Source organism: Wolbachia endosymbiont of Wuchereria bancrofti (genome assembly GCF_002204235.2).
Taxonomy (GTDB): Bacteria; Pseudomonadota; Alphaproteobacteria; order Rickettsiales; family Anaplasmataceae; genus Wolbachia.
Map to the genome: position 1 here is coordinate 1 of NZ_NJBR02000063.1, position 6,985 is coordinate 6,985.

Annotated in this window: 8 protein-coding genes and 3 pseudogenes; 8 read left to right on the top strand and 3 right to left on the bottom strand. The window is 33.0% G+C overall.

Annotated features, from left to right (window positions below; genetic code table 11):
• A partial coding sequence (locus CCY16_RS05805; protein ID WP_218916639.1) for a hypothetical protein occupies positions 1-246 on the top strand: 246 nt, incomplete at its 5' end.
• Between the two features lie 7 nt (positions 247-253).
• Here the strand turns inward: CCY16_RS05805 and mnmA are convergent.
• Entirely contained in the window at positions 254-1,369 is a 1,116-nt protein-coding gene (gene mnmA, locus CCY16_RS03300) for a tRNA 2-thiouridine(34) synthase MnmA (protein WP_088414928.1), read from the bottom strand.
• A 235-nt stretch (positions 1,370-1,604) separates the two neighbouring features.
• On the opposite strand from mnmA, the pseudogene CCY16_RS07105 reads away from it, so the two are divergent.
• The 4 genes and pseudogenes from CCY16_RS07105 to CCY16_RS03315 form a co-directional block, all read left to right on the top strand.
• A pseudogene (locus CCY16_RS07105) lies at positions 1,605-1,703 on the top strand (IS5 family transposase); the annotation flags it as partial.
• 217 nt (positions 1,704-1,920) lie between these two features.
• Positions 1,921-2,142: a hypothetical protein gene (locus CCY16_RS03305; RefSeq protein ID WP_088414930.1), complete on the top strand. Its 222-nt coding sequence runs from the start codon at positions 1,921-1,923 to the stop codon at positions 2,140-2,142.
• 147 nt (positions 2,143-2,289) lie between these two features.
• Complete coding sequence (locus tag CCY16_RS03310; RefSeq protein ID WP_088414932.1) at positions 2,290-2,514, top strand: hypothetical protein; 225 nt, start codon at positions 2,290-2,292, stop codon at positions 2,512-2,514.
• Positions 2,511-2,693 (top strand): hypothetical protein, encoded by a 183-nt coding sequence (locus tag CCY16_RS03315; protein WP_088414934.1) that lies wholly within the window; start codon positions 2,511-2,513, stop codon positions 2,691-2,693. Before CCY16_RS03310 ends, CCY16_RS03315 begins: the two co-directional genes overlap by 4 nt.
• Positions 2,694-2,835: 142 nt before the next feature.
• On the opposite strand, the pseudogene CCY16_RS07030 reads toward CCY16_RS03315, so the two are convergent.
• Both CCY16_RS07030 and CCY16_RS06265 read right to left on the bottom strand, forming a co-directional pair.
• Positions 2,836-3,943, bottom strand: a pseudogene (locus CCY16_RS07030) (MFS transporter).
• A gap of 148 nt (positions 3,944-4,091) precedes the next feature.
• A pseudogene (locus CCY16_RS06265) lies at positions 4,092-4,211 on the bottom strand (IS481 family transposase); the annotation flags it as partial.
• Between the two features lie 298 nt (positions 4,212-4,509).
• Here CCY16_RS06265 and CCY16_RS03325 point away from each other — a divergent pair.
• The 3 genes from CCY16_RS03325 (at position 4,510) to rsmH (ending at position 6,587) form a co-directional block, all read left to right on the top strand.
• Complete coding sequence (locus CCY16_RS03325) at positions 4,510-4,743, top strand: hypothetical protein (protein ID WP_088414936.1); 234 nt, start codon at positions 4,510-4,512, stop codon at positions 4,741-4,743.
• Between the two features lie 9 nt (positions 4,744-4,752).
• Complete coding sequence (locus CCY16_RS03330; protein ID WP_088414937.1) at positions 4,753-5,091, top strand: hypothetical protein; 339 nt, start codon at positions 4,753-4,755, stop codon at positions 5,089-5,091.
• A gap of 494 nt (positions 5,092-5,585) precedes the next feature.
• Positions 5,586-6,587 carry a 16S rRNA (cytosine(1402)-N(4))-methyltransferase RsmH gene (gene rsmH, locus CCY16_RS03335; RefSeq protein WP_088414939.1) on the top strand — a complete coding sequence of 334 codons (1,002 nt, stop codon included), beginning with the start codon at positions 5,586-5,588 and terminating at the stop codon, positions 6,585-6,587.
• Positions 6,588-6,985 lie beyond the last annotated feature (398 nt).

Here is a 6,985-nt window from a genome sequence, read left to right on the forward strand (position 1 = left end):
CCCACTCCATATTTAGCTTCTTATGTCCTTACACTTTTACAACTACTTTATAAATCCCTTATCTCCGTAAACGGTTATAAGAAAAATGGTGATGTGCCCGCAAGGTTTTTAAAAGCATTAGGCGCTTCGTTTACTTCTATGAACCAACCTTTCTTAGTTCAACCAAAAGAAGTAGATGTAAGAAATGTTAGAGCGTTTATTCTAGCCCATGAAAACATGTACCACAAGCATTCTAACACTATATAATCTCTAGTTAAGAACATATCCATCCACCGCCGATGACTTGTTCATCTTTGTATGCTACGCAGGCTTGGCCAGGGCTGATGCTAAAATAATCATTATTTAAAATGATATAAGCTTTATTTTGTTCTTTGGCTGGGTATATTTTTGCTAAACTTCCCGAGTGTAATGATCGGAGCTTCACAGTTACTTCCATACCTTTCTTTGGCTGTTCTAACCAATTTAACTCCTTGACCAATATTTTCCTTTGCATTAGTGCGTTAACCGGGCCTACTACTATTTCATTGTTTTTTGTGTTGATTCTTACAACATAAAGAGGTTCACTGTGTGCGACGCCCAAACCTTTTCTTTGTCCTACTGTGAAATTTAATATACCATTATGCTCGCCCAGTACTTTTCCATTTATATCCACAATTTTGCCTTTCTGTATAGATTGTGGAGCTAGCTTAGCTATTGTTTTGCTATAGTTTTCGGAAACAAAGCATATATCTTGACTGTCTGGCTTCTCAGAAATTGGCAAACTAAAGTACCTTGCTAATTTCCTTACATTGCACTTATAGAAACCACCAAGTGGAAACCTCAAAAGCTTCAACTGCTCCTTTGTTGTGGCAAACAGAAAATAGCTTTGGTCTTTACTTTTATCTATGCCTCTACACAACTTTACTTCGCCATTTTTTTCTAATCTTCTCACGTAGTGCCCTGTAATTAGCACGTCTGCACCGATATTTCTTGTGACTTGTAATAAATCACGGAACTTTACTGTTTGGTTACATTTTATGCATGGTATAGGAGTTTTTCCCTGGATATAGGTTTGTGCAAAGTTCTCTATCACTTCCTTTTTGAATATTTCTTCATAATTTAAGATATAATGAGGAAATCCAGTACTTTCGGCTACGCGCTTAGCATCATAAATATCTTGCCCAGCGCAGCATGCACCTTTTTTTCTTGTATTAGAGTTGTCATCGGCGTCATATAGCTGAAGAGTCACACCAATTACTTGATATCCAAGGTGATGTAGCAACACTGCAGCAACGGAGCTATCAACCCCACCGGACATTGCGACTACAGCCTTGGTTTGGTGTGGAACTTTATCTTTTAACAGAGGTTCAATTTCAAATTCTTTTAGCATATGACTTATAAGTAAATGTAGTAAATAGGTGAGATTTGCCACCTCTTTATCCTATAGTAGGATTGAGTGTAAAAAAGCCTAAATCCCAGTGTTAGCTGCTTGGATGATTGCAACTTTCTATTGTCATCAGAGTAACTGACATTGGCATGGCTTTGTTGCATAGCAGCCAAGAAACTTAGTGTAGTTACTGACAAAATTCATTATAAAATGGCCATTTAACTACTTAAGAAAAAACATGCCAGTAAAAATGAAAGTCAGCAACTAAAATGAATATAATAAATTCCTCAAAGAAAGGAGAAATACTTTCCGTTTTATCAATGAAGCAATTGACAATTGATATAAACAAAAGTGCAAGGTGGTAACTATGTTTACAGTGATAAAGTCAGTAGGAATTGGTATTAGTAATAAATTAGTAAAGTCATATTAAAATGTGACTGAAATTTGACTTAAAAAATTTTTAATACTTAATAGGTAACTCATATTCATAAATAACAAAGAACCCATTTTATGCGTTACAAGCTGAAGCAGAAAACTTCTCATTTGATAAAGTAGTGATTGACAAAAAAGATAATGCTAAAGCAAATTCTGGTAAGACAATGTACCCAAACTTTTTTGAAATAGACTTTATTATCAATGGAAAGGAAATAGATTGTCATGTGACTCGCATGTTAATCGAAAAAGCTAAGAAAGGTCATAAATTTGGTGAAACATGGGAAGATTATCATAGATCAATTTCTGATGATAAAAGAATTAGCATATACAAAAATGTTTGAGTATGCTGATCCTTATGGGATAGTACTTAATGAGGCCATTATAGGGGAATTAATCACTAATTGTAATGACGCTGGTATTTTAATAGACTAATTTTTAGCGATTCACTTAAAACTCGGTTTGGGTTACGACTTTATGATTGCAAGAAAATGGTAAATATTCATTATGACGGTACTAATTGTATAGCAATGAGATCCAAAATCGTAGCAGATGTAGAAGACCTTAATCCATCAGAAGTGCTTAATCAAGAAAAGAAATGGGTGGGTCAGTTAGATGGTTCACTTGAATTTGTGCTTGAAGCCAAAGTTAATGAAAGCACAAGCGATATAGAATATAGAGTGGCAAACTATTGCTCATTGTTCCTAAAGAAGTGAGAGATTACACTACAGGAAGTGACAGAAGTTTGCTCGATATTATTACTGAGTATTTCCAAGAATTATGTGAAAAATCAGGATTTATTAAAAAGGAATATAGAATAGAATGTAATGTTGATAGTACTTTCGTGCTAGATAGAAGAGTAAATGAACCTGCTGTTACTAATGAAAAGAAATAAGCTGAGCATAGCGAATAGAAGACTTTTTAACAACAGCTCTGGATTAGAAGGGAATATAAAGATAGGAAAAGTATCTATTCTGTGCTGAACAGATACTTGAAGAAAACTAATTTTTAACTTGCGATATAGCAACCAGCCCAATTCATGCACAAAAAATCATACAAAAACTAGCTGAAGTCTCTTGTCCTGTAACCCCTTGATAACTGTTGTGCATATGAATGGTGTAAGGCCACCAATAATTCATCAGATATATTTCTTGATAAACCAAATTCGCTGTACTGCACCTTTGTTGGAAATAATTCGCACATAAGTGCACTGACAGGACCAAGCAATGCGACTATTGGGATTATAAAAGAATGTGTACCATTATGATTAGCAAATAATTACCACCTAATATTATTGAAAAAACTGGATAACTTACTATTACAAAAGTTATAAATGCAAATTTCATGACTTTTTCTCTTCCTATCTTGTCAGAAAGTATTGCAACTAATATAGTTAATCCTCCGAGCGCAATTTGGCTCAGTATTTTTACTATATAGGTAAGAATGAGTATTTATTGTTAATGTAAGCACATTGAAAAATACTAGGTACATGTAAAGGGACAAATTTTCAACTATGTCGACCCCTATTGATACCAGAAAAGTTTTTTTTAGCAATTCAATAGTTCTTTTAATGGTCATTTAGGTGGATTTTTCTGCTTTTTATACTCTGGGCTCTCATCAAGTATATACCTTGTATATATGCTGATTAATCCCACTACTAAACTAAAACCAAGAGGTAACCTCCATCCCCAGGATTTGAAATCAGATACTTTTTTGCATATGAGTACTGCTATAAGACTCAGGATTGAACTAAGAATTGCGCTTAATACTTTAATACTGCCAAAGAGTTTCTTCTTGTTTTTAGGAGCATGCTCTAAAAATGGAATATTTCCTGCCTTTCCTCCAAGAGATATACCCTGCAATAACCTTAAGCATACCACCAGTATTAATGCAAGTATTCCGAGATTTTGGTACCCTGGCATAAAAGCAATTAATACAGTTGATAGAGTCATCAACATAATTGAGAGCAATAGAGTAAACTTTCTTCCATGTTTATTGGCCAATATGGCTAAATATAGCAGCACTGATTGGCTCCATCAGGGAAACCCACTACAAATATTCCAAAAGCCTTTAGTAGGCTAACCAACTGATCGCACGATGAAAAAAAACATCGCCGATTATGCTTACTAGATGACCAAAAAGCATGTGATCATACCACAGTAAAGTGTTACAAATTAAACTTGATAGTATTACTTTTGTAATTTACCACACAATTTTCTACATTCAGAATGTGAAGGGTAGGATAAATAAATTAGGAGATTTTTCTACTGATTACATATAACTAAAAGGAGGTGAGAGTTTTGAGTCCTTTTGCATAATTACAAACCATAACAAAGTCGTAGATTTGAATTGCTGATGCGACTGACTTCCTAACCGTAGCACCTTTTAAAGTTTTGTTCATATGCTCAACTTGCCAAAGGCAAGAGAACTTGACATCTCTCGATATTCTGGCATAATTATATATGCAGAAAAAATCTGAAAAATTTTTGTCTAGTACAGTTTTTTAAAGTAGAATGTTTTCCAAATATAAAGAAAGATTTGTATCTAATAAACAGATAAATTTAATGAATATCATTGAATCTGACAAACAAATGTTTCAAGACTATTAGAGCATTTGATAGTATTGAGAAAAGAGATTACTAGTAGACAATTTAATCAAGAAAGTTAAGGATAGTAGTATTGCTTCAGATGGAGTAAATCATTAGGAACAGGTGCAGGAAGTAAGCAACAGTTTTGATGAAATAAAAGTTTTTATAGAGCAGAAAAAAGAAATACTAAAATATATTGTGTCTTGGCTTAAAGAAGATAAACAAGAGAATTTCTTAAAAGAGTTTGAACAAATACAAATAGATTTCTCAGGAAAAGCAAAAAGATTACCTTCCTTAGCAATGAAAAAGCTAAAGATATTAACCATAGCAGATCTAAATCTAGCAGTAATAAGTTAAAATCAGTATATGAAAATATCTTATGAGCCTGTTATAAGTGGAAATTCTGTACATGTTATACTAATAAAGAAAAATTCAGATAATAGTTTTGCATTTTATGATCCTAATTATGGTGCAGTTTTTGACCTAACAGAAGAACAGCTATGTGAGGTTATAACTCAATCATTTTATGGCTACGTAAGAATGAGCAAATTATATATTGTCGAGCTGTTTATCTTATTAACCTCAGTTGTTGCTAGAATTGCTGCAGCAGTATACGGTTATAATCAGTGTATCGCTTATAATTTGTTTAGTAGATTTGTCAATTTTGTGTTGCTTAAACGAAAAATTAATGCCGCAAATGTATAATACTATTATATAAGCTGATAGTATAACAGCTTTTTGTAAAGAGCATGAGACTGAATTGGAAAATCTTTAGATAAGTATTACGGTAATGATAGCAAATCAAAGAATGTAGCTATTATAATCGACCCACAAGTAAAAAGTATAACTGAGGAAAATTTAATTTTGGACAACGTTCATAACTTATATGTGTCGAGTTAACCCATAACTCCTTTTTCGGTGGTATGATCTTCTTATTTATTATATCATCACACTCAGGGACTATACATCACGGTTTGTTTTATATCATAATGATATGTCTTATTTTTTCAAATATGGAAAGAAAATGTGAGTATGACGTAAATATTATATTAATAATAACATATTATTAAACCTTAATACTTTTATATCATTGACTATATTAAGTATTTTTATATTATTGCCCATATATTTCTATAGTATACCATACTTAAGTAAAAAAGTTATTTTTATACATATACAAAATCTTTCGATAGAATGCTATGGCACATATTCCAGTCTTATTAAAAGAGATGCTATTACAACTTTCACCACAAAACGGTGGTATATATGTGGACGCCACATTTGGAGCTGGAGGATATAGCAAAGCAATACTGGAATCAGCTGATTGCAAAGTGTATGCGATTGATAGAGATAAAACTATTATTAAATTTTATGAGGATTTAAATATTAAGTACCCCAGTAGAGTAAAGCTATTTATTGAAAAATTTAGCAATATAAGAAGCATATTAGATAATAATAGCCTTGAATACCTTGTAGAGCCCTCTGCTGTCTCAAAATTCTCTTCCACTATCTCATCTGGGATTCAGAAAAAAAATATATGGATTCCAGCGTCAAGCACTGGAGTGACACCAAGTAATACTGTAGATGGAGTTGTATTTGACATAGGAGTTTCATCTATGCAGCTTGATGACGGAGATAGAGGATTCTCATTTTTACATGATGGTCCACTTGACATGAGAATGGATAACTCTTCTCATACAAACGCTTCAACATTTGTTAACGCTTTACGCGAAGAAGAAATTGCAAATACTATATATAACTATGGAGGCGAGCGTCATTCTCGTAGAATTGCAAGAGCAATAGTAAACGCACGGAAGAAAAAAACTATCAAGACTACATTTGAGCTTGCAAATATTGTGCGTTCTGTAGTATTTCGTGGAAAAAGTAAAATTGATCCTGCAACTAGGACATTTCAGGCAATTAGAATATGGGTAAACGACGAACTGAGAGAACTTGAAAAGGGCATTAAAGCGGCATCTGAAATTTTAAATAAGAATGGCAAGTTAATAGTTGTCACTTTTCATTCTTTGGAAGACCGTATAGTCAAAACTTTTTTTAAAAGTTTATGTGAGCCAAGATCTATCGATTGTAAGGCATTCTCTCTCCTAAATAAAAAAATGATCAAAGCAAGCGCAGAAGAAGTAAATGCAAATCCACATTCACGTTCAGCAAAGCTAAGAGCTATACAGAGGTTATCGTGAGGATTTTCTGTATTATCTTAATAATTATGTTCTTTTTTAATATTATAGAGCTGTTTAAGGTAAAATTACATGTTCAGTCATTAAATAAAGAGCTAATAAAAATAAGAAGTGAGATTAGTTTGGTGTACAAGTGACATAAGAGTTCTACAAGCAGAATGGAGCTATTTGAATAATCTGAAAAGGCTTGCAAAGCTTATGAAGAAATATTTGAGAGATAACTCTTTAGTGTTAGCTGGTTAGATTAAAAACCTTGACGCCATAAGTGGTCGCAGTGTGTTAGCCACAACCTAAAAACCCAGGTTGATGCTTTTGCGACTCTCTGCTTAAATGTAGAGCAAGTTTTTCAGCATAACCTTAATTTTTTATATGTTTTACTTCTTTCTCTATATTTGGTTATA

Bases quoted from the DNA above. Each gene is read 5' to 3' on its own strand.
- mnmA (WP_088414928.1), bottom strand. From the start codon at position 1,369: ATGCTAAAAGAATTTGAAATTGAACCTCTGTTAAAAGATAAAGTTCCA.
- CCY16_RS03310 (WP_088414932.1), top strand. From the start codon at position 2,290: ATGGTAAATATTCATTATGACGGTACTAATTGTATAGCAATGAGATCC.
- CCY16_RS03330 (WP_088414937.1), top strand. From the start codon at position 4,753: ATGAAAATATCTTATGAGCCTGTTATAAGTGGAAATTCTGTACATGTT.
- rsmH (WP_088414939.1), top strand. From the start codon at position 5,586: ATGGCACATATTCCAGTCTTATTAAAAGAGATGCTATTACAACTTTCA.